This window comes from Bartonella sp. 11B, assembly GCF_002022625.1.
Taxonomy (GTDB): domain Bacteria; phylum Pseudomonadota; class Alphaproteobacteria; order Rhizobiales; family Rhizobiaceae; genus Bartonella; species Bartonella rochalimae.
In genome coordinates this window covers 322,117-344,173 of record NZ_CP019783.1, presented here as the reverse complement: position 1 = coordinate 344,173, position 22,057 = coordinate 322,117, and the positions used below count along the sequence as shown (strand labels likewise).

The following is a 22,057-nucleotide window of genomic DNA, read 5'->3' as shown; positions in this document are numbered from 1 at the left end:
TTATCTGTTATTAAATTTAAGATCAGTGATCTTAATAAAAGCACTCAACTGATTATTTAGTGAAGCACAAAAAAACTAAAAATATCAGTATTTATTTTATAATTTGGTCAATCCAATTTCAATGTATCTTTTCTTACTAGGAATAATACATATTACAAATGCTGAGTTGAAAAATTGTCTTTTATCTATTAATCTTTATAATCATAATTAAAATCAAAACCAGTAGCAATCAAAGTAATAGAAGGTAATGCATAAAGGATCAATACAATGAAAGAGCGTAAACAAATTTTACCGTTACAAAATACGATCTTTCCTGATGCGCGACAAATTGCTTACTTAAAAGAAGTTTGTACAGATGATCTAGCCAAAAATTTTCCAGATCTTCCACCAATGATTCCAGGCATTACGATATGGGCTCTCTTCGGAGAAACGGGTCACCCAATTATTTTATCTGATGAGCGTTCCATAGCTCTTGCAGGTGCTAATGAGCATGAACTACAAATTGTAACGCTTCAATAGACTCGTTTTAAAATTCTGGATTATTCCTCAATAACAAACCAGAATTCGATAAAAATTGCTCTATAATAGAAGTAAACACAGCAAAAGAAATATTATTCTAAAACTTAAAAATAGGGATTAGAGACGATTTATATCCATATTCTCAGCAATCACTACAATAGGTATGATAAAAAAATCTCATAGTGCTTTTAGCGCCGTCCACATGCTTTTAATTGCTGATTATAAAGTCTAGAAAGTGATTCCACATATTTTGCTTTTTTTGCAATATTAGCAGATGAAGGACCCCTGTAACGTGCATAAGCACCATGTCCCATATGATAATTTAAATAGAGATTATAGGCATCATTTGGGCTAATGTTATTACGTCGAACACTTTGACGATGATACCAAGCAATAAAATCTGCTGTATCCGCGAAATTAGTACGCCACGCAAAAACTTTTCCTGTAGAACGAACATAATGATCCCATGTTTCATCAAGCGCTTGAGCATAACCGTAAGCGGTTGAAGGGCGCTTCCATGGAATAAAACCGAGAAGTTTTTTACGTGGAGGACGTGCATTATGCCGAAAATTTGATTCTATACGAATAGTTGCAAGAATAATAGGCATAGGAATTCCATGAAGTAACTCCGCATTTTTAGCGGCTTTTCTCCAATTATTAAAAAAACTATCTTTTTGAGCTAAAATAGCGCAAGCGTTGTTAATCTGTACAGGAGGTTTTATAGAACAACTTCCCAACAGAAACAAACACCCGCCTAATAAAAAAAAGCGCCCTATCAACTGTTTTCCTTAATCCTAAAAACTAAATGAAACATTATTAAAAACTTTAATTAAATTTACAAATAAAAAAAATCAATATGATATTTTGATACCTTTCTTTTATTCCTTATCATCTAAGTGTAGGGTTTGTGACTGAGAATGTACTGCTGTTGATTTTGATATAGAATCATTTTCTTTTAATTCAAAAGCTTCAATGCGATTAGCTCGCTTCATAATTTTAGAGGATGATGTTAAAATTGCTTCAATATCTTCACTCGTTTTATAAAAATGTTTCTGTAAAGAGCGAACACGTATATTCATTCGTTCAAAATCTTCCATTAATCTTACTACTTCTGACTGGATTAAATGCGCTTGTTCACGCATCCTTGCATCTTTCATAATAGTTTGTACAACTTGAACAGATAACATTAATAAAGAAGGCGATACAATAATCACATGTGCTCGATTAGCCTTTTGCACTAATGACTCAAAATCCTCATAGATTGTGGCAAAAATCGATTCTGATGGCACAAAAAGAAAGGCTGTATCATGTGTTTCCCCAGGAATTAAATATTTTTTCGTAATATCGCGAATATGAACATCCATATCATTACGAAATTGGCGTTCAGCTTCCTGACGTTCTTGAGATGATGATGCCTCACGCATTGCATTCCAAGCCTCCAAAGGAAATTTAGCATCAATAACAAGAGCTGGTGCCTTATTAGGCATATAAATAAGACAATCTGGTCGTTTTCCATTTGAAAGAGTAGTTTGAAAAACGTAAGCACTAGATGGTAAAGCATCAGAAATAATTGCCTCCATCCGTCCCTGTCCAAAAGCACCTCGTGTTTGCTTATTATTTAAAATAGCTTGTAATTGAACAACCTGTCCAGTAAGCGATTGAATATTATTCTGTGCTGCATCTATCACTGCCAAACGTTCTTGTAAACGAGTCAAGTTCTCATAAGTAGACTTAGTTTGCACCTGAAGAGTCTGCCCTAAATTAGTTCTCATTCCATTAAGTTGTTCACAAATCGATTGATTCAATTCAAACTGCCTTTGACTAAAAATCTCTGCCATTGTTTGCATACGCCCTTGCATTTCAACTTGTGTTCGCAACAGTGCAGCCATCTGTGTTTGCGCCTCACGAGCACGTTCAGCCACGTCACGTTCCCAAATGGTTCTTTTCCGGTTATTATGTATGATAATTAAAAGCACTCCACAAACTAGAACAAAGAAAACGACCAGTTGACTATAGTGCTTACCAAAGGGCATTATTAAAAAAAGCGAATCAAACATAAGAATAATATAGTGGTTTTATCGCAAAAAAATACATGCGCTTATTCAATTTCAATACTTACTTTTAATAAATTAAACATCGATTTGTAAAACTATTTATTATGTCAATAAAGTCTTTAGTTATTTTACCTGATCCTATTTTACGTGAAGTTTCAAAGCCAGTTGAGCGTATTGATCCAATTATTCAAAAATTAGCTGATGATATGCTAGAAACTATGTATAACGCCCAAGGTATCGGACTTGCAGCTGTTCAAGTTGGTGTACCATTACGGATGTTAGTTGTAGATATCCACTCAAAAGATGCTCCTAAAAATCCGCTTGTTATTATTAATCCAGAAATTTTATGGGTATCAGATGAACGGAGCGTTTATAAAGAAGGTTGCCTTTCTATTCCTGACTATTTTGCAGAAGTTGAACGTCCCAAATGCCTCCGCATGTGCTATAGAGATCGTGAAGGAAAACAAGTAGAAATTGAAGCAAATGATCTTTTAGCTACTTGCTTACAACACGAAATTGATCATTTAAATGGGTGTCTTTTTATTGACCACATTTCAAAAACCAAACGTGATATGGTAATACGAAAATTCAAAAAACGTGCAAAAATGCAAAATACATCGAAAGCAGCTTTATAATGGCATTACGATTAAGCTTTATGGGAACACCGAATTTCTCTGTACCCATTCTCCATGCTTTATTAGAAGCTGGTCATGATATTGTAGCAGTTTATAGTCAACCTCCTCGTCCAGCAGGACGGCGTGGTCTCAAATTATTTCCCTCTCCTGTTCAAATTGCAGCACAGGAGAAATCGATTCCTGTTTTTACGCCTCAAACTCTCAAAACAACTGAAGAACAAATCAAATTTGCAGAACTTTCTGTTGATGTTGCTGTTGTTGTCGCTTATGGATTATTATTGCCCAAATCCATTCTTGAAGCACCACGCTTTGGTTGTTTTAATGCTCACGCTTCCCTATTACCCCGCTGGCGTGGCGCTGCACCTATTCAACGTGCAATTATGGCTAACGACCAGGAAACAGGAATGATGATTATGAAAATGGATGAAGGATTAGATACAGGACCTATTGCTTTATCGCATTCAATTGCTATCACTGATAACATGACAGCTTATGAACTTTCAGAGAAACTATCACATATAGGAGCAAAACTTATCATAGACACTTTATCAGCTCTCGAAAAAAATCAACTGAAACTTACTCCACAATCATCAAAAGGAGTAACCTATGCTGTTAAAATCAAAAAAGAAGAAACTCAAATTGATTGGACGCAGTCTGCCAAATTCATTCATAAACACATCTGCGCTCTTTCTCCCACTCCTGGTTGTTGGTGCAACATGAATATCAATGGAAAACAAGAACGAGTGAAAATTCTCGGAAGTCGCTTAATAGAGAAAAGATCTATCGAAATTGGAAAAATAGAACCAGAGCAATTGATTATTCACTGTGGACAAGGATGTATAGAAATAACTCATCTACAAAGATCCGGTGGAAAACTTCTTGATCGCGCAACATTTTTGCGAGGAGCTAATATTTCTGCAGTTTTCTAATATGGTACGCTTTAAACTCACTCTTGAATATGATGGCTCCAATTATGCTGGCTGGCAACGCCAGAAGAATCTTCGTACTATACAAGGTTCCATTGAAAACGCTATTTTTCACTTTAGCGGACAAAAACTAACTATCACTACAGCTGGAAGAACCGATGCTGGAGTCCACGCTATGGGACAAGTTGCTCACATTGATTTTGAGAAAAATTGGAATACGAATACTGTACGTGATGCTCTCAATGCTCATTTGCAGAAACAAGGCGAAGATATTGCTGTTCTCAATGTTCAGAATGTTCCTGATAACTTTGACGCGCGATTTTGTGCGACTAAACGCCACTATCTTTTTAAAATTCTCAATCGCCGCTCACCACCAGCTCTCAATACTAAACGTGTTTGGTGGTTACCAAAACCACTAGATGCCGATGCTATGCATAAAGCAGCTCAAAAACTTGTAGGGCAGCATGATTTTACCACTTTCCGATCAGCTTATTGCCAAGCAAAAAGTCCTGTCCGTACTCTTGAACGCTTAGACATTCAAAGAGAAGGAGATGAAATTTTCCTTTATGCACAGGCTCGTTCTTTTCTTCATCATCAAATTCGTTCATTTGCAGGAAGCTTGATGGAAGTTGGTATTGGACGTTGGACAGCTGAAGATCTCGAAGCAGCTCTTCACGCGAGAAATCGGGCCCGCTGTGGTGTCGTAGCTCCTCCCTCAGGACTTTATCTGATGAAAGTTGACTATTAACTGCTTTATTAAAATTGTTTTCACGAGCTATTAATAATAGCCAAGAACTTTATAAAAAAATTTAGAGATTGTCATCAATGAAGATCAAGTATCGAATTGAGAAACCACTATATTACAATAGAAAGAAAATTCACACTTTTAAAAACTAACATTTTTCTCCAGTCACATTTTTATTGATCTTTTTAAAAGGTTTTTGAAAGTCTGTAATTGGTCTTTGCGTTTTGTACTATTCTTTGCTAAATCGCCTTGTATGACAATAGATCGCAATTATATTCGTAATTTCTCCATTGTAGCTCATATCGACCACGGAAAGTCGACTTTGGCTGATCGTTTAATTCAAATGACAGGCGGTCTTGAAACAAGGGAAATGAAAGAGCAAGTGCTCGATTCTATGGATATTGAGCGCGAACGCGGAATCACTATTAAAGCTCAAACAGTACGTCTAAACTATAAAGCAAAAAATGGTGAAACTTATATCTTAAATCTTATTGATACACCTGGCCATGTTGATTTTGCTTACGAAGTATCGCGCTCATTGGCAGCTTGTGAAGGATCACTCTTAGTAGTGGATGCAAGTCAAGGAGTAGAAGCACAAACATTAGCGAATGTTTACCAAGCTATTGATAATTCTCATGAATTAGTTGTAGTGCTTAATAAAATAGACCTTCCAGCTGCAGAACCAGAGCGTGTGAAAGAGCAAATTGAAGATGTAATCGGTATTGATACGTCTAGGGCAGTAGAAATATCAGCGAAAACGGGTTTAGGTATTTCTGATGTTTTGGAAGAAATTATTACACAATTGCCACCTCCACATACTGGCAATACTACAGATCCTTTAAAGGTGATGCTGGTTGACAGTTGGTACGATGCTTATCTCGGTGTTATCGTTCTGGTCCGAGTGATTGATGGTGTTTTAAAAAAAGGTCAGACCATTCGTATGATGGGGACAGGAGCAAAATATCCTGTTGAACGAGTTGGAGTGTTCACTCCCAAAATGATCTCAGTTGATGAATTAGGCCCAGGGGAGATTGGCTTTATAACAGCCTCTATAAAAGAGGTTGCTGACACACGAGTAGGGGATACTATTACTGAAGATCGCCGCCCTTGTGAAGACGTATTGCCTGGTTTTAAGCCTGCTCAACCCGTTGTTTTTTGTGGTATTTTTCCAGTTGATGCAGCCGATTTTGAAAATTTACGTACAGCTATGGGTAAATTACGTTTAAATGACGCAAGCTTTTCTTTTGAGATGGAAACATCAGCTGCTTTAGGTTTCGGCTTTCGTTGTGGCTTCTTAGGTCTTTTACATCTTGAAATTATTCAAGAACGGCTAGAACGCGAATTTAATTTAGATTTAATTGCAACTGCACCTTCTGTTATTTATCGCATGAATATGAATGACGGTTCTGTTAAGGAATTACATAATCCAGCGGATATGCCTGATATTGTTAAAGTTATTTCTATTGAAGAACCATGGATTCGGGCAACGATTATGACGCCTGATAATTATCTCGGAGCTATTTTAGAACTTTGTCAAGAACGGCGTGGGTTACAAACGGGTTTATCCTATGTTGGTACACGGTCTATGGTGACCTATGATTTACCTTTGAATGAAGTAATTTTTGATTTTTATGATCGTTTAAAGTCCATCTCAAAAGGATATGCTTCTTTTGATTATCAAGTAACTGATTATTCTGAAGGCGATTTGGTTAAAATGTCCATTTTGGTCAATGGAGAATCTATTGACGCATTATCAATGCTTGTGCACCGTAGCATAGCCGAAAAACGTGGCCGTTCTATGTGTGAAAAACTTAAAGATCTTATTCCTCAACACATGTTTCAGATCCCAATTCAAGCAGCAATTGGTGGTAAAATTATTGCTCGTGAGACAATTCGCGCTTTACGAAAAGACGTCACAGCGAAGTGTTATGGTGGTGATATTACCCGTAAACGTAAACTGCTTGAAAAGCAAAAAGCAGGTAAAAAACGGATGCGCCAATTTGGGAAAGTAGAAATTCCCCAATCGGCTTTTATTGAAGCACTTAAGATGAGTAAATAACTCTGTTTTTTTCTTTTTTCAATTTTATTATCAATGAATAATTTTTAGGAAATGCTTTTAATCACGCAATAAATCATTAATTGATGTTTTTTCTCGTGTTTTTTTATCAACGCGCTTAACAATAACAGCACAATAAAGATTTGGACCCATTTCACCATTTGGCAGTGGTTTCCCACAGCACGAACCTGGAACAACAACTGAGTAAGCAGGAACTTCACCGAGAAAAACTTCACCTGTTGTACGATCAATAATTTTAGTGGACTTTCCAATAAAAACTCCCATGCCTAAAACAGCACCTTCACGAATAATACAGCCCTCAACAATTTCAGAGCGTGCACCAATAAAACAATGATCTTCAATAATTGTTGGACCTTCCTGTAGCGGTTCTAAAACACCTCCAATACCTACACCACCAGACAAATGAACATACTGACCAATTTGTGCGCATGAACCAACAGATGCCCATGTATCAACCATCGTCCCTTCTCCAACATAGGCACCAACATTAACAAAAGAAGGCATTAATATCACATGAGGAGCAATATAAGCGGAATGACGTACAATTGCTCCTGGAACTGAACGAAAATTGGCTTTTTTAAAATCAACTTCTCGCCAACCAGAGAATTTTGAAGGTATTTTATCCCACCAATATGATTCATTTGCACCACCAGCAATGATACACATAGAATGAAGTCGAAAGGACAAAAGAACAGCCTTTTTTAACCATTGATGAACGCGCCATTGACCATTATCTTGACGTTGAGCTACACGAATCTCACCTTTATCGAGAAGATTCAATATGTGCTCAACACTCTCACGAATTTCGCCTTTTGTAGCAGAATTGATAGAATCTCTATTATTAAAAGCTCTTTCAATAATTTCTTCAAGTTGTATGAGACTAGTCATTACCAAAAACCCATTAAACAGTCAAAAATACCAAGATTTATTCTTGACGATTTATGTTACATGAAGAAATACATGCAGTCAATAAAAAGAGTACAAGATAGCTCTCTAAGAGAAAAACACTAAATTTTTTATACTCACATTATTTTTCTAGGTCTCAATATTTTGAATTCTGTATTACTTCAATCTGTAACGATGAAAATAAATCACCTTAGTTTCTTGATGTACATATTTTTCAAACTGCAACCAATAATACCAAACATCGAATTTATTACATAAGCCAATGCTTATAATTTAAATGATCTTTTTGCTAAATTTAAATGATCTTTTTGCTAATTGTGTTCCAAATTGATATCAATTATACTTTTGCTCTTTAATATCTGAAAAATGTTTAAAGCAATTTTATCTTTATTGTGATCAATATTTCATAATACAGAACAGATAATGTAGACAATAATAATTAATTTAAATCGCATTTGCTCAATCCTTATTGTTTCTATATCCTATAATTTTTTATGCATCTCTGCTTTTTTCCTAGATCTTAAAGAAAGCATCTCAACAGCATTTGTTGCAAATTAAACACATTTTGCAAAGAAAAACATTATCTTGCACTCTTGATATTGTCGTTTTGATAAAAAAGCATAACTTAAAATTGTCTATATTAAATAATAGAATGAAAAATATCCTATTTCTTAGGTATTTTGAGAGGGAAGAAAATTTAATATCAAAATTTTTTAACAGAATGAAGACCATTCATTAAGAGTTAAGCTGTGAATCTAAGACAGTAGAAATTTCTAAACTTAGAGGCAATATGATGTCAGTTTGTAATCAATATTCTTTCTGAAGAGGAGATTAAATGCCAAACATTATATCTAAGCATATTTATTATATCGCTTTTGCGCTACTTTTATCAATGTTTGCAGTGTTAACCCCTGCGTATGCTAATTCTGCTACTGCCAGTATGGGAAATCTTGATACGGTTTTGCGGAATATTGTTACAATGATGACAGGGACAACAGCGAAGCTCATTGCAACGATCTGTGTTGCCGCTGTGGGTATTGGTTGGATGTATGGTGTTATTGATTTACGCAAAGCAGCATATTGTGTTCTTGGTATTGGTATTGTTTTTGGTGCTTCGGCTCTTGTTACGTTATTAATGGGGAGTTCATCATAAATGAATGAAGATACTCTTTTTCTTGCTTGCACACGACCAGCGATGTTTGCAGGTGTTACCGTAGAAGCAATGGCCTTAAATGTCATGGCAACATCTACTCTTTTTATCATAACAAGCAGCTTTTCAATGATCGGTCTTGGAGTTGGTTTGCATTTTATTTTACGCGAAATCACAAAACGCGATCATAACCAATTTCGTGTTTTATTCGCGTGGCTCAATACTCGAGGGAAACAAAAAAACCTGACAAGATGGGGTGGAGGATCTACGTCTCCTCTCCGTCTTGTCCGTACATACAAGGAGCTAAAATAAGTGAGACAACTGTCAGTGATGAAACGGGAATCTCTACCTGAGGAATTTATCCCTTATGTTCGTCATGTCAATCAGCATGTGATTGCATTAGACTCCCGTTGCTTGATGACAGTGATTTCTATCGAAGGAATCAATTTTGATACTGCAGATATCAGCCAATTAAATTCTTTACATACCCAATTAAATACGCTTTTGAAAAATATAGCAGATGAACGTGTCGCTTTATATTCTCACATCATTCGCCGACGCGAAAAAATTTACCCAGAGAGTCAATTTTCTTCATCTTTTGCAACAGCTTTAGATCGGCAATACAAACAAAAAATGATTTTGCAAGATCTTTATCGAAATGATCTATTCCTTTCGGTTATCTGGAATCCTGCAGCAGATAAAACTGAACAGTTAGCTTCTTTTTTTCACCGCTTAACGCAAGCAAAGAAGATGCAATCGGAACCAGATTCTGAAGCTATTCGGAAAATTGAAGAGTTAAGTCAAGATCTTATACAAGGTCTGGAGTGTTATGGAGCACGGCTTTTATCTACTTACGAATACAATGACATTGTATTTTCTGAGCAAAGTGAATTTCTTCATCAATTGGTGGGAGGAAGACGTGAGCGCATACCCCTTACATTTGGTACTATTGCCTCAACGATTTATTCAGATCGTGTTATTTTCGGCAAAGAAATTATTGAAATTCGTCATGAAAGCAATGAACGCTTTGTTGGTATGTTTGGATGGAAAGAATATCCTTCTAAAACACGTCCTGGTATGACAGATGGCTTATTGACGGCGCCCTTTGAATTCATCTTAACGCAATCCTTTGTTTTTAAAAGTAAAGCAGTTGCAAGCGCTATTATGAGCCGTAAACAAAATCAAATGATTAATGTAGCTGATCGTGCCAGCTCACAAATTGATGGCCTTGATGAGGCCCTTGATGATTTAGAATCGAATCGTTTTGTTTTGGGAGAACATCATCTCTCTTTAGCTGTTTTTTCTGATCGTCTACAAGAATTGACAGAATATCTGTCGAAAGCCCGTTCATATCTTACTAATGGTGGGGCCGTTATAGCCAGAGAAGATTTAGGGTTAGAAGCAGCATGGTGGGCACAACTTCCTGGGAACTTTAACTATCGAGCACGTTCTGGAGCTATTAGCAGCAGGAATTTTGCAGCATTATCCCCCTTCCATTCCTTTCCTATTGGCAAACTCAAAGGTAATGTTTGGGGTTCTGCCGTCGCCTTATTACAAACACAGGCTGGCTCTCCTTATTATTTTAATTTTCATTTTGGTGATGTTGGTAATACCTTTGTATGTGGTCCATCAGGGTCTGGAAAAACAGTCATTGTTAATTTTCTTCTTGCACAATTGCAAAAACACAACCCAACAATAGTCTTTTTTGATAAAGATCAAGGAGCAGAGATCTTTGTTCGTGCTGGAGGAGGCAAATATAAGCCTCTGAAAAATGGTCAACCTACTGGTATTGCTCCATTAAAAGGGATGGAATACACTGAAAAAAACAAACTCTTTCTTCAGCACTGGGTCTTAAAATTAGTTACCGCGGATGGCCAAACAGTAACAGAACAAGAGCGGCAGGATATTGCTAGAGCGATTAATTCCTTAGAAAGTCTTCCTCTATCACAACGCTCCTTCAGTGCGCTTCAACTGTTTTTTGATAATACTTCCACAGAAGGTATTGCCATACGTTTACAACGTTGGATCAAAGGTAATGCTTTAGGGTGGGTCTTTGATAATGATCACGATGATCTCAATTTAGATGCTCAATTTATAGGTTATGACATGACGGATTTCTTAGATAATGAAGAAATTCGTCGCCCTTTGATGATGTATTTGTTTAACCGCATTCTCGATCTTATTGATGGTCGACGTATCATTATTGTTATCGATGAATTCTGGAAAGCCCTTGAAGATGATTCATTTAAAGCTTTTACTCAAGATCGTCTCAAAACGATTCGTAAACAAAATGGCATGATGCTCTTTGCCACACAAAGCCCTAGAGATGCTTTGAATTCAACAATCGCTCACACAATCATTGAGCAATGTCCTACCCAACTGTTTTTTCCAAATCAAAAAGCCAATTACAATGATTATGTTGAAAACTTTAAACTCACTGAACGTGAATTTGAGCTAATCCAATCAGAATTAAGCAGGGAATCTCGTCGTTTTCTCATTAAACAAGGCCAAAGTTCTATTGTTGCAGAACTTAATTTACGTGGAATGGATAACGAAATTGCTGTCTTAAGCGGAACAAGTAGAAATGTTGAACTCGTCAACCAAATTATAAGTGAATATGGGGAAAATCCGGATATATGGCTACCTATATTTTACAAAAGGAAACAATCCCAATGAAAAAATATCTGATTATGTTTTTATCATTATGCTTTATCTCTCATGCAATATCGCAATCGGGAAACACAGAAGTTGATTCATATTATCAAAGTGTCACACAACAAGGAACATCCCTATCAGAAGGTAGTCGGCCCACATCAGAAATAGCTGAATCTATTTATACTTCAGCAGTTGAAAATCAGAAAAAGATTCAAGAAATCAATAACAAATTTTCATCACAGACTCTTAAACCAGAAGAAAAAGAAGCTCTTCAAAGGGAGTTGGCTATTCTTCAAGCTAATCTTCAAGTAGATACTCTAAAACTTCAGGCTTCTTCTATTATGAAATCGGAAAATGCTCAATCAAAAGAACAAGAACGTGAAAAAGAAGAACAGAAAAATCAGGAAGCTCTTCAAAAAACACTGCAAGACAAATTGGATCAAGCTAAAGCTAAGGTCAAGTATTAAATTGACTCCAGTTAGTCAAAAAGAAGAAAAGGAAGCTCTTCAAATGTAGTTGGCTAATTTTCAAATGAATACTCTCATTCAAGCTCTTTCTATTATTAAATGGAAATCATCAATCACAGAAAGAGCATGGAGAAAATGCAACAAAAGATCATAAATTCATATTTATCAAACATTAAAAATAAAATTGGAATGAGATAAAACTGATGAAATTGATGAATGCGACAACTCAGGAGTCAGATTTTAAATTTACTCCATTCGAAACTGTTTCTTCGTATATTTTGACACCACTCAATGATGTCGTAGATACAACAGTCAGTAGCTTATCTTCTGCTATTGCAGCACCATTAAATCTTGCAGCCATTATTTTTATCTTTTTATATGGTTACAATGTTATGACTGGCCACGTCGCCCTTTCGATGCATAGTCTTCTTAATAATGTTATTAAAATCGTTGTTGTGACAACAATGGCAACTAATGCAGACGTATTTAATATTTATATCAAAGATATATTTTTCGGTAATTTAGCCAATGCTATTGGGAATGCGTTTAATAGCAGTCCGGTTGACTCTGATGTTTTTGATTATCTCTTATTAGTTACAAATATGCGTTATCAAGAGTTTCTAAATAATGCTTCATTTTTCAATAAAATTACGGTTGCACTGATTGGTGGTTTAATGTTTTTGGCAGTTATCTTTTTTTGTACAGTCGGTTTTATTATTCAAATGTTTGCAAAAATTACATTAATCATGGTGATAGGTCTTGGACCTCTTTTTATTAGTTTATATTTGTTCAATGTAACCCGCAGATATTCTGATGCATGGATTACAACATTAGTTAATTTTACAATTTTGCAAGTTCTCGTAATGATGCTTGGAACAATGATGTGCAAAATTATGCTTTATGTTTTCGATAGTTCATATACTTCAATCTATTTCTTGCTCCCCCCTGTTCTTGTCGTCTCAATAGTGGGCGTAGATCTCTTCCAATCACTTCCCACCATTGCTTCTGCACTTTCTAGTGGAGGACCATATCATCATGCTGGAGTATCAACAGGATCACAAATGATCTCAATGGCTTCTAATACTTTGGGTTTTGTTGGAAGAAGCTTTGGTGCCGGTAGAAGTGCAGCAAGTGCAGCAGCAGTAACGAGAGGTTCTACGGCTGCACAACACGCTGCACAAGCTGCGCAAATGATGCAAGGAGGTGGACGTGGCTCATTTTAATCTCAAACGTCTCTTCAATGTAGCTATAGTCAATACCTTCACACACAAGATATTAACTGTATGCACAATCCATGCAAAGCTCTCCCAGCTTTTTCAAAAGATTAGTGTTCATGTTTTCGTAAAATCATGGACTGAAAAACACCAATGTTTTATTTTTCAAAATGTTTGCGAGTCCAAATGATGCAACTAAAAATCACTATCATTTTGATCCTTTTGATAACACTTACTGGTTGTGCTTCTTTAAAAAGTGGAGCCCAAAAACTTCCACGCTGTAATGGACAGAATGCTCGTATGCTCAATCATGGTAAGTGGAACTGGAATCATCATAACATCATTCACAATACGGCGATCAAACCTATCACAACTCCTATTATCCTAAATACACAAGAAAATGAGGCACCAAAAGCTCATATTGGACTCCCCGCATCTTCTGTAGACACAATAAACCATCAAATGCCCTCTTATAAAAATGCGGAGATCACACATGAAAAGTGATGAATTTAAAGAATATATAAGAGAAGCGCGGTCATTTGATATTGACCGTATGCGTAGTACGCGACTACAAATGAAAATTGCTGTAGCCTTGACTGTGCTTTTTGGGTTGATGACAATCGCTTTAGCCTTAGCTGTAGTGGCATTAACACCCTTAAAAACCGTAGAGCCTTTCGTTATTCGTGTGGATAATTCTACAGGTATTGTCGATGTTGTCAGTGTTCTAAAAGAAGAACCCCAAAACTACGATGAAGTAATAACGCGCTACTTCGCCAGCAAATATATTCGTGCACGCGAAGGTTTCCAATTATCAGAGACAGAAAATAACTTTCGTATCGTTTCTCTTTTATCTTCCCTAGAAGAACAAAATCGCTTTGCCAAATGGTATTCTGGAAATAATCCAGACAGTCCGCAAAATATCTATAAAAATATGTCCGTGACAATCACAATAAAATCGATCTCTTTTTTAAGTAAAGATCTCGTTCAAGTACGTTACTATAAAACAATTAGAGACTCCAATGGAAAAGAAGATATTTTCCATTGGGTTTCAGTCTTAAATTTTTCTTACGTTAATGCACGCATTTCAGTAGAAGATCGCTTAATTAACCCGCTTGGCTTTCAAGTATCAGCATATAGATCTGATCCAGAGGTGGTCCAATGACTAGAGTCATAAAAATATTTTTTTTAACTCTCCTCGTTGCAATAAACTGTCATGCGTCTTTCTTATGGGCAGAAATTTCTCCCGTAAGCGCACATAAAGACAACCGAATTAGATTTATTAATTATGATCCACACAATGTGACAAAAATCATTGGATCTATTCGCTCTTCAGTACAGATTGAATTCGCTAATGATGAAAATATTGCCTATATTGGAATTGGCAATTCAGTTGCTTGGCAAGTAGCACCAGCTGGTCACTTTGTCTTTCTCAAACCGCGTGAAGTTCAGCCGATTACCAATCTACAAATCGTCACAACTCGTCAAGATGGAACAAAACGATCTTATCAATTTGAACTTCAAGTGCGTGAAGGTGATGTTTCCGTCGGTAATGACACATATTTCCTTGTAAAGTTTCGTTATCCAGAAGATGAAGCATTGCGTAAACAATTAGCTGAACAAGCCAAAGCACAAAAAAATGAAGAAGAATTTGTCGATAATATCCTCAATATGCATGAACATTTTGGACCACGCAATTGGGCTTATATCGCTCAAGGTTCACCCCTCATTGAACCAAGTTCAGTCTATGATAATGGTAAAACTACAACATTTACCTTTTTAGACAATAATGAAATCCCCGCCATTTATCTTGTCACACTTGATGGACAAGAAACTATCGTGCCAAAATCAATTAAAAGAAACCAGGTCATTGTTCACGCCATAGCCATGCAATTCACTTTGCGACGTGGTAACGAAGTCCTGTGTATCTTTAATAAAGGGTTCATACCAAGAGGAATTAACCCAGAAACCGGTACAACATCACCTTCTGTCCAACGTGAAATAAACGTAGAGAAATAGCCATGAATAATGATGAATTGGACGAAATAAATCTTAATGACCGCGATACAATAAAGGATGGTCAAGAAAAAAAAGAGGGCTTTAATTTAGGAAAAGCCATTGCTCTTCTTATTCTCTTTGGTGTCTGTATTTATTTAATATATGCAATCCTTTCAACTTCAAAAGACACAAAAAAACAGCCCATAGAATTGCCGAAAGAAGAAAGAAGCAGACAAACAGAGCTTTTCCAATCGATAAAACCAACAATAGCTCCTCTAGAGCTAGCTGATAAAAATACCCCCCTGCTGCCTAAGGTTGAAATACCAGCGCCAACAATCAATCAGCCAAAATCTGATCATAAACTATTAGAAGCAGCGCAACGTGCTCCCGTTTTAGCCTATTTTAATCCAAATCAGCAACAGGGTATTCCGGAAAATAATAGCGTGCCTTCTAACCAAAGCAATGATAACTCGAATAAAACAACACAATCCTTTAATCAACTTCTCGAACCAACAAAGTTAGATGGTGTTCGTGCATCAACGCTTGGTAACCGAAATTACATCATTGCAATGGGAGCTTCCATCCCATGTATCTTAGAAACAGCAATCAGTAGTGAACAACAAGGGTTTGTGAGCTGTATCGTTTCTAGAGATATCTTATCAGACAATGGTCGTATCGTCTTGCTCGATAAAGGAACGCAAATCATTGGTGAATATCGTGCGGGTTTAAAAAAAGGCCAATCGCGTCTCTTTATATTATGGAATAGAGCCAAAACACCAGACGGTATTATTATAACATTATCCTCACCCGCAACAGATTTCTTAGGTCGATCAGGTGTTGATGGCGATATTGACAATCATTGGTTTGAACGACTTGGTTCTGCACTTCTTGTCTCAATCGTCAGAGATGGAACAAATTATTTAAATAACCGGCTAGATTCACTAAAAATGCCAACAACACAAGAACAAACAACAGATACCGTGTCTTCAGAAAAATATACCCTTTCTGTAGGAACATATATGGCAAAGATTATCGCGGACAATTACGCTAATATCCCTCCAACCTTGACCAAAAATCAGGGTGAAATGGTTAATGTTTTTGTTGCCCGCGACCTGGATTTCTCAACTGTATATAAATTGAAAATTGTTGAAAATAATAAACAGGTCATTCGTCGTGCCTTTTCAGGAGACTTTCATAAAAATTCTACAGTGACATTAAAATGAAACAAAACTTCCAAAATTTAAGCGATGAAACCACTGCTATCGTTTTAACAAAACTTAAACCAATTGATAACTTTCTCAAAGATGAAAGTCTTTTTGAGATCGTTATTAATCGTCCCTATCAAGTCATGATTGAAGGAATTTCAGGATGGAAAACAATAGAAGTACCAGAATTCTCCTTTAATGAACTCATGGGTATGGCTAAAGTGATCGCGGCCTATTCTAAGCAAAGTATTTCCGATAAAAACCCAATATTATCCGCTACTTTGCCAAATAATGAGCGTATTCAAATTGTTATACCACCAGCTGTAAAAAAACATTGATTAAACATTCTATAGAAAAAATTACACTATAAGGAGAGAATAATGAAAGAGATACTCTCAAATGAAGCAATAGCAACAGAAACAGAATCATCATCCAACCTGCCTTTACCTAAGCATTATACTTATCCCAATAGTCTTACACTAAAGAATAAATATGGTATAATAGATCATAAAGAGTTTACGGATAAATGTGCCCATGATTCAGCAAAAGCAACTATTAATTTGCGTCAAGAAGCACTGCCAAAAGAATTTAATTCTTCCTATTTAAAATATCTTCACAAATGCTTATTTGAGAATACATTCGAGTGGGCTGGGTGTACCCGCGATATCCCTTTTTCATTTAAAGATGGTACAGTCGCGGTTATGCCAGAAATGATGAGATCAAATTGGAAAACAGACCAACCAATTATTTTTGCAACTGGCAATAAAGTTCAAGATGGTTTAAAAAATATAGATAGAATACTTGTCGAAAAAAACAATTTACAAAACTTACCACGTCAAGAATTTATTCATCATCTAGCAGAAATATTTGCTTCTCTCAACTACACGCATCCTTTCAGAGAAGGCAATGGACGTACACAACGGATATTTTGCGAAAAACTTGCTCAAGCTGCAAATTATAATCTTGATTTTTCAATTGTAACAAAAGAGCGTATATCTGAGGTTAGTATTGCAGCAGCGCAAGATGGCAATCTAGAACCTATGAAAAAGCTTTTTGATGATATCTCTGATCACCAAAAAACGGCTATTTTAAAAGAATTCATAAGTAATACACAAAATCTTGATCAAAAGGATATTAATAACTGTATTATTGTAACAGCAGATGAAGGTGCAACTTATACAGGAATTTATAAAGGTGAAAGCCCAAATAGCATTGTAATCAAAACGGACAATATCTACACAATCTGTAGCAAAGATTATTTAGCACCAGAACAACTAAAAACATTAAAGCTTAATGATGAATACACCTTTACAATTCTAATGCAACAAAATCTTAAAAACACTCTCATTCCAAAAGAAAAATTTCCCTCTTTAACAAAGAGTGAAATAACTAAAAGTATTATAAAAGATACCCGTATCCAAGCTAAACTAAGGCAAATTATGCATTTATCAAAAATTGTTTATGGCAACCCCAAAATATTAAATGAACAGATCAAGATGATTACTAATAATCCAAAGGTAAGCAAACAGCTTTCCACACAAATTATGTCTTCTCCTAATTCTATTGCTAATCTTGCTGGTATAGAAATATTTGGTATGAAAAACTTGGCACGTAAAAAAGCTGGAAGTCATATTATCAAACTCGCTAATTCAATTGACAGTTACGCGTCTGCTGTAAAAAATGTTGAGACAACAATAATTCAAGAGCACCAATTAGAACAAAAACGCCGTCAAACAACGGTAAAACTACCTAGTGCAGCATTACGAGACATTCTTAACTTATCAGAAGAAAAGCGGAAGGAATTTTTATCAGATAAAAAGTTATCTTCTTCGATTGGCAAAGAACTCAAGGAATTTATGAAAACACTCAATGCTCGTCTTTCACCAAGCGAGCATAAAAATATCCATGAAAGTAATCATCAACAATTTGCTAAAAGTGTTGGCATCTCAGAAGATAAAGCAGCAGCAATCATAAAAATTGCTCAAAAATCTAAAGAAATATTCCAACAAATAAAAACACCAGTATTGAATCTTGAAAAATAGTTATTGTACCAAGCTAAAAATATGCTCTTTATGTGAATATATATAAATAGAAATATTTTGAAATTATCTTAATCCATATAGAGCATTGTTAATGCTACATTCAGGTGTGTAAACTCTACAGAATCTTAGTATGATGTTTAAAGAATAATCACGGTAAGATTAAATATTACAAAAAAAACAGACTAATTACTTTTTTTCAGTTATTTTATTTTTTTTACGCCATTGTGAAGGTCGTAACTCAGCCACTACAATCCCTATTATAATAAACAAACCACCCAATAAAGCTGAGGGAGATAAATACTCCCCAGCCAAACGCCCAATAATACCAGCCCATACAGGCTCACCAGCATAAATAACTGTTGCCCGAGTGGGTGAAATAGATTTCTGCGCCCAATTCATAGTCAATTGGATAACCGCACTCATTAATGCCAATCCCAAACCTACATTAAACCAAACCCACGAAAATTCAGGAATACTTTCACCCATTAAAGGCATAAAGCAAAACGCAAAGAGGCTACAAAAAAATAACTGTATAATTGTTATACGTCGGCTATCAACCTTATTTGCAAAAAATCCGATCAGTATAATTTCTCCAGCAATTGCCAAAGCTCCCAGCAGAATAAAAATTTCACCTTTTGAAAAATGAATATCTTTGAAATTTTGTCCAGAAATTAGTATGAGTCCAACAAAAGCAAACACAATACCAATCCAACTACATAAATGGGGTAGCTTTCTAAAAAAAATCCATTGTAAAATTGGAACTATCGGAACATACATCGCAGTAATAAAAGCTGCCTGACTACTAATAACAGTCTGAAGCCCTGCCGTTTGAAAAGTATAACCAAGAAATATTCCAAAACCTATAGCCATTCCAGCAAAAATTTCATAAACAGTTATATCTTTTATAGATCGCCAAAAAATCACTGTAGTTATAAGTGTTGCAACAATAAAACGAAATCCTACAAAAAACAGAGGCCCACTATAACGTACCGCAATATGAATAATGAGAAACGTAATACCCCACAATACTGTCGCAAAAAACAATGCCAATTCTTGCTTACTAAATAGGAGATATCTCGATTGTTTCATTCTAGCTATAAAAGGCTTCATCTTTCAAATTCATCCTATATTACTTAAGAAACAATGAGCGTTCCCGCTCCATGTTCAGTAAAAAGTTCAAGCAAAATAGAATGAGGCGTTTTTCCATTCAAAATCACTACACCCTCTACACCTTCTTGAATAGCTTTAATACAAGTTTCTACTTTTGGAATCATACCTCCTGAAATTGTTCCATCTTTGATAAGTTTTTTAGCTTTAGAAATGGTCAATTCCTTTAAGAGTTTCTTTTCTTTATCCAAAACACCAGAAACATCCGTTAAAAATAAAAGACGTTTTGCTTTTACAGCACCAGCAATTGCTCCAGCAAAAATATCAGCATTAATATTATAAGTTTTACCATCTCGTCCTGGAGCAACAGGAGCAATAACCGGAATCATTTCAGAACATGCTAAAAGATCAAGCAATGTTCGATCAACTTCAACAGGTTCACCAACAAATCCTAAATCTACAATACGTTCAATATGTGAATCAGGATCAATTACAGTCTTATAAGACTTTTCAGCAAAAACCATATTACCATCTTTACCACAAAGTCCAATTGCCCATTCACCCTCAGCATTGATAAGGGCTACAATTTTCTTATTTATTGAGCCTGCTAAAACCATTTCAACGACTTCAACAATTTTTTCATCGGTTACACGTAAACCATCTTCAAATCGTGATTCAACCCCCATTTTAGTTAAGATTTCAGCAATTTGAGGACCTCCACCATGAACAACAATAGGATTAATGCCGGACTGTTTTAACAAAGCAATATCACGAGCAAAAGCTTGTCCTAAAGCAGGATCGCCCATAGCATTCCCACCATACTTCACAACAATTGTTTCATTTTCATACTTTTGCATATAAGGTAAAGCAGATGATAAAAATGCTGCCTGTTTTTCAAAAACTTTTTCATCATTTTTCTTGATATTACTCATCAAAGAGTCTCCGCATCATTTCTACCTTTTATTAAGGGAGTTTCGGAAAAGTAAAAACAAGTTTTAACTATGCAATCCATTGAAAATCAATAATTTTTATCAAAACCACCTTAAATAATAATGAAAAACAAATAAGCATAACTTACTTAAAATGATCAAATATATAATTAATAATTTTGAGTTGTTATTAAAAATTATACATTAGCTTTTTAGGTTTTCTTTACACTAAATTTATTTAATTTTGATTAGCAATATTATCAAAAAACTCCTTCATACGTGCAAAAAAACCATGTGATTGGGGTGAATTTTCATGATTTGAAAGCTTATCAAATTCTTGTAATAATGCGCGTTGTTCTTGAGTCAATTTTTGTGGTGTTTCAATAGTGATGTGAATATAAAGATCACCCTTGGCTTGTTGACGTAACATAGGCATTCCCTTACCTTTTAAGCGGAATTGACGCCCATTTTGTGTACCCTCAGGAACTTTAACCCGCGCTTTAACACCATCAAGGCTGGAAACCTCAAATTCACCCCCCAAAGCAGCTGTAACCATTGAAATAGGCACACGACAATGAAGATCGGCGCCATCTCTCTGAAAAAATTCATGCGCTTTAATAGAAAGAAAAATATAAAGATCACCTGCAGAACCACCACCAATACCTGCATCTCCTTCACCAGAAAGACGAATACGCGTACCATCTTCAATACCTGCTGGAATATTGACATGCAATGAACGATTTTCTTCAACTCTTCTTGTCCCATGACACTTTAAACATGGATCCGTAATAATTTCGCCACGACCATGACAAACTGGACATGTCCGTTCAATAGAAAAAAACCCTTGTGCAGCACGTACGCGCCCAGCTCCATGACAAGTCCCACAAGTTGTTGGTTTAGAACCTTTTTTTGTACCTAATCCTTCACAAGCATCACAAACAATAGAACTTGGAATATTAATCTGCGCAGTTTTTCCCGTAAAAGCCTCTTCCAATGTCACTTCCATATTATAGCTTAAATCAGCTCCACGTTCACGGCCATCACTACGTTTACGATTCCCACCTCCCATAATTTCGCCAAAAAAGTCTTCGAAAATATCAGCGAATCCACCACCAAATGGATGAGATCCTTCGCGGCTATTATTTTCAAAAGCTGCATGACCAAATCGATCATAAGCCGCTCGTTTTTGAGGATCTTTAAGAATTTCATAGGCTTCAACAATTTCTTTAAATTTCTGTTCCGCTTCTTTATCCCCTGCATTACGATCCGGATGATACTGCATCGCTAGCTTACGAAAAGCAGATTTCAGCTTTTTATCATCACACCCACGGGTTACGCCAAGAATTTCATAATAATCAACCTTCATCATGTATTCCCGATAAATTTTTTGTTACCCATTCTAGATAACACTTGTTTTAATTTAGTTTTTTG

21 protein-coding genes and 1 pseudogene are annotated in these 22,057 nt (G+C 35.8%); 16 read left to right on the top strand and 6 right to left on the bottom strand.

Translation table 11 applies throughout. The annotated features are described in order from the left end of the window. Nucleotides 1-267: 267 nt before the first annotated feature. A complete protein-coding gene (locus Bho11B_RS01500) occupies nt 268-519 on the top strand; it encodes a DUF1150 family protein (RefSeq protein ID WP_035005475.1) in 252 nt (83 codons plus the stop codon). Between the two features lie 188 nt (nt 520-707). Here Bho11B_RS01500 and Bho11B_RS01495 read toward each other — a convergent pair whose 3' ends face one another. Both Bho11B_RS01495 and Bho11B_RS01490 read right to left on the bottom strand, forming a co-directional pair. Continuing rightward, complete coding sequence (locus Bho11B_RS01495; RefSeq protein WP_035006628.1) at nt 708-1,295, bottom strand: membrane protein; 588 nt, start codon at nt 1,293-1,295, stop codon at nt 708-710. Nucleotides 1,296-1,397: 102 nt separating this feature from the next. Further along, nucleotides 1,398-2,576 (bottom strand): DNA recombination protein RmuC, encoded by a 1,179-nt coding sequence (locus tag Bho11B_RS01490; RefSeq protein ID WP_035005474.1) that lies wholly within the window; start codon nt 2,574-2,576, stop codon nt 1,398-1,400. 101 nt (nt 2,577-2,677) lie between these two features. Between Bho11B_RS01490 and def the strand changes: the two genes are divergently transcribed. The 4 genes from def (at nt 2,678) to lepA (ending at nt 6,938) form a co-directional block, all read left to right on the top strand. Beyond that, nucleotides 2,678-3,208: a peptide deformylase gene (gene def, locus Bho11B_RS01485; protein WP_078673476.1), complete on the top strand. Its 531-nt coding sequence runs from the start codon at nt 2,678-2,680 to the stop codon at nt 3,206-3,208. After that, nucleotides 3,208-4,137: a methionyl-tRNA formyltransferase gene (gene fmt, locus Bho11B_RS01480; protein ID WP_078673475.1), complete on the top strand. Its 930-nt coding sequence runs from the start codon at nt 3,208-3,210 to the stop codon at nt 4,135-4,137. The genes def and fmt overlap by 1 nt, the downstream gene beginning before the upstream one ends. Nucleotide 4,138: 1 nt before the next feature. Next, a complete protein-coding gene (truA, locus tag Bho11B_RS01475; RefSeq protein ID WP_035005470.1) occupies nt 4,139-4,882 on the top strand; it encodes a tRNA pseudouridine(38-40) synthase TruA in 744 nt (247 codons plus the stop codon). 250 nt (nt 4,883-5,132) lie between these two features. Next, the gene (gene lepA / locus Bho11B_RS01470; protein ID WP_035006626.1) at nt 5,133-6,938 is read left to right on the top strand and encodes a translation elongation factor 4; all 1,806 of its coding nucleotides are present in this window, start codon (nt 5,133-5,135) and stop codon (nt 6,936-6,938) included. A 57-nt stretch (nt 6,939-6,995) separates the two neighbouring features. Here lepA and dapD read toward each other — a convergent pair whose 3' ends face one another. After that, on the bottom strand, nt 6,996-7,844 hold the full coding sequence (gene dapD / locus Bho11B_RS01465; protein WP_035005468.1) for a 2,3,4,5-tetrahydropyridine-2,6-dicarboxylate N-succinyltransferase: 849 nt from the start codon (nt 7,842-7,844) through the stop codon (nt 6,996-6,998). An 853-nt stretch (nt 7,845-8,697) separates the two neighbouring features. Here dapD and Bho11B_RS01460 point away from each other — a divergent pair. From Bho11B_RS01460 to Bho11B_RS01405, 11 genes and pseudogenes are all read left to right on the top strand, one after another. After that, nucleotides 8,698-9,015: a TrbC/VirB2 family protein gene (locus tag Bho11B_RS01460; RefSeq protein WP_078673474.1), complete on the top strand. Its 318-nt coding sequence runs from the start codon at nt 8,698-8,700 to the stop codon at nt 9,013-9,015. Then, nucleotides 9,016-9,324 (top strand): type IV secretion system protein VirB3, encoded by a 309-nt coding sequence (locus Bho11B_RS01455; protein ID WP_035006340.1) that lies wholly within the window; start codon nt 9,016-9,018, stop codon nt 9,322-9,324. A gap of 9 nt (nt 9,325-9,333) precedes the next feature. Next, nucleotides 9,334-11,688 (top strand): VirB4 family type IV secretion/conjugal transfer ATPase, encoded by a 2,355-nt coding sequence (locus Bho11B_RS01450; RefSeq protein ID WP_172802090.1) that lies wholly within the window; start codon nt 9,334-9,336, stop codon nt 11,686-11,688. Then, nucleotides 11,685-12,134 (top strand): type IV secretion system protein VirB5, encoded by a 450-nt coding sequence (locus tag Bho11B_RS01445; protein ID WP_172802076.1) that lies wholly within the window; start codon nt 11,685-11,687, stop codon nt 12,132-12,134. The genes Bho11B_RS01450 and Bho11B_RS01445 overlap by 4 nt, the downstream gene beginning before the upstream one ends. 203 nt (nt 12,135-12,337) lie before the next feature. After that, a complete protein-coding gene (locus tag Bho11B_RS01440) occupies nt 12,338-13,357 on the top strand; it encodes a type IV secretion system protein (protein ID WP_305764384.1) in 1,020 nt (339 codons plus the stop codon). Between the two features lie 177 nt (nt 13,358-13,534). Continuing rightward, nucleotides 13,535-13,852, top strand: a complete 318-nt coding sequence (locus Bho11B_RS01430) for a conjugal transfer protein TraJ (RefSeq protein WP_235692210.1) — start codon at nt 13,535-13,537, stop codon at nt 13,850-13,852. Beyond that, nucleotides 13,842-14,510: a virB8 family protein gene (locus tag Bho11B_RS01425; protein ID WP_078673470.1), complete on the top strand. Its 669-nt coding sequence runs from the start codon at nt 13,842-13,844 to the stop codon at nt 14,508-14,510. The genes Bho11B_RS01430 and Bho11B_RS01425 overlap by 11 nt, the downstream gene beginning before the upstream one ends. After that, on the top strand, nt 14,507-15,364 hold the full coding sequence (virB9, locus tag Bho11B_RS01420) for a P-type conjugative transfer protein VirB9 (RefSeq protein WP_035006348.1): 858 nt from the start codon (nt 14,507-14,509) through the stop codon (nt 15,362-15,364). Before Bho11B_RS01425 ends, virB9 begins: the two co-directional genes overlap by 4 nt. Nucleotides 15,365-15,366: 2 nt before the next feature. Then, the gene (gene virB10 / locus Bho11B_RS01415) at nt 15,367-16,566 is read left to right on the top strand and encodes a type IV secretion system protein VirB10 (RefSeq protein WP_078673469.1); all 1,200 of its coding nucleotides are present in this window, start codon (nt 15,367-15,369) and stop codon (nt 16,564-16,566) included. After that, nucleotides 16,563-16,880 (top strand): annotated as a pseudogene (locus Bho11B_RS01410) (ATPase, T2SS/T4P/T4SS family); the annotation flags it as partial. The gene virB10 and the pseudogene Bho11B_RS01410, both read left to right, overlap by 4 nt. A 48-nt stretch (nt 16,881-16,928) precedes the next feature. Then, nucleotides 16,929-18,590: a BID domain-containing T4SS effector gene (locus Bho11B_RS01405; protein ID WP_078673468.1), complete on the top strand. Its 1,662-nt coding sequence runs from the start codon at nt 16,929-16,931 to the stop codon at nt 18,588-18,590. Nucleotides 18,591-18,776: 186 nt separating this feature from the next. Here Bho11B_RS01405 and Bho11B_RS01400 read toward each other — a convergent pair whose 3' ends face one another. The 3 genes from Bho11B_RS01400 to dnaJ all read right to left on the bottom strand — a co-directional run bounded on the left by Bho11B_RS01400 (nt 18,777) and on the right by dnaJ (nt 21,992). Continuing rightward, nucleotides 18,777-19,679, bottom strand: a complete 903-nt coding sequence (locus tag Bho11B_RS01400) for a DMT family transporter (protein WP_035006745.1) — start codon at nt 19,677-19,679, stop codon at nt 18,777-18,779. 44 nt (nt 19,680-19,723) lie between these two features. Continuing rightward, complete coding sequence (gene argB, locus Bho11B_RS01395) at nt 19,724-20,629, bottom strand: acetylglutamate kinase (RefSeq protein ID WP_035006352.1); 906 nt, start codon at nt 20,627-20,629, stop codon at nt 19,724-19,726. A gap of 235 nt (nt 20,630-20,864) precedes the next feature. Beyond that, nucleotides 20,865-21,992: a molecular chaperone DnaJ gene (gene dnaJ / locus Bho11B_RS01390; RefSeq protein ID WP_035006747.1), complete on the bottom strand. Its 1,128-nt coding sequence runs from the start codon at nt 21,990-21,992 to the stop codon at nt 20,865-20,867. Nucleotides 21,993-22,057: the final 65 nt, after the last annotated feature.